This window comes from Bradyrhizobium sp. PRIMUS42, assembly GCF_023006515.1.
Classification (GTDB): domain Bacteria; phylum Pseudomonadota; class Alphaproteobacteria; order Rhizobiales; family Xanthobacteraceae; genus Bradyrhizobium.
This window is the reverse complement of record NZ_JALBGZ010001129.1, coordinates 1-1360: the sequence shown is the minus strand read 5'-3', so window position 1 is coordinate 1360 and position 1360 is coordinate 1. Positions and strand designations below refer to the sequence as shown.

The following is a 1360-nucleotide window of genomic DNA, read 5'->3' as shown; positions in this document are numbered from 1 at the left end:
CCATGACCGGTGTCGCGGATGCGCAGCGCGATCTCGCCGCGGTCGGACAGCGCGGTCGAGACGATGACCTGGCCGCCGGCGCTGGCGAGCCGGATCGAGTTCGAGATCAAATTCATGGTGATCTGCCGCATCGCGCGCGCGTCCACGCTGACCTGCGGCAGCGCATGGGCGAGCGAAGTGCGGATGATGATGCGCTCGCGATTGGCCTGCGGCTGCATCACAGTCACGCAAGCTTCGACGAGATCGTTGAGGTTGAGGTTGGCGAAGTTGAGGTCGAGCTTGCCGGTCTCGATCCGCGACAGCTCCAGCAAATCGTCGATGATGGCAATGACGCGCTCGCCGGAGGCGCGGATATCCTTCATGTATTCGCCGTAGCGCTCGTTGCCGAGCGTGCCGAAACGCTCGGAGATCATCACCTCGGCAAAGCCGATGATGGCGTTGAGCGGCGTGCGGATCTCGTGGCTGATCCGCGCCAGCATGTCGGCTTTCGCATTGGCCGCACTGTGGACCAGGCGGCGGGCCTGCGTCAGCTCGCTCTCGCCCTTCTTGCTCTGGGAGAGGTCGCGGAACACGGCGAAGAAGTTCGGCCCGTCGGGCCGGGTGCGGCCCATGATCATCGCGAGCGGAATGACGCCGCCCTTCTTCTCGCGTCCGAGCACTTCGCGGCCGTGGTCGAGCAGGCTCGCAATGTCCTGGCTCTTCAGGCTTTCGAAATAGTCGGCGACGATCTGCTGGCTCTCGGGCGCGAACAGCGTCACCAGATTCTGCTCGATCAGCGCCGTGCCGTCATAGCCGAACAGCGCCTCGGCGCTGCGGTTGCAGGCGTGGATGTTGCCTTCGGCATCGAACATCACGATGCCCTCGGCGGTGGTGTCGAGGATCGCGGCGAGATCTTCCGCCTCGGTTTCGCCAGCCGCGGGCTCGATTTCGTAAGGAAAGGATTCCGGGACAATGGTCTCGGCGGCAATCGCCTCGGCGACGACAGGCTCGGCAATGCCGGGCGCGGTGACGACAGGTGCAGCCTGCGGCAGCGCGCAGATCAGCGCGTGCGCGCTCTCGCCGTCCCAGTCGATCGTGTGCAGATGCGCTTCGGTGGTCGCAAGCGGCGCTTCGCCGTTCGCAACCATCGCGCTGATCGTGACAGGCGTGCCGGCTTGCGAGGTGCTGCTGGCCGAGGACACGCCGGGCTCGACATAGAGCGCATCGAGCCCGCCGGCATGCTCCAGCGCGCTCACGTTGGCGTAGCCCATGCGCGCGAGAAACGCCGCGTTGGCGTAGAGCAGCCGGTCGAGCCGGTAGATCAGGATGCCGGTCGGCAGCAAGTCGAGCAGCGTGCGGTCGCGCGCACTGGCGCCGCGTG

The 1360-nt window shown here is 66.2% G+C and carries 1 protein-coding gene; it reads right to left on the bottom strand.

Annotated features, from left to right (window positions below):
* A partial coding sequence (locus tag MOV75_RS38285; RefSeq protein WP_247008021.1) for a histidine kinase dimerization/phospho-acceptor domain-containing protein occupies positions 1-1360 on the bottom strand: 1360 nt, incomplete at both ends.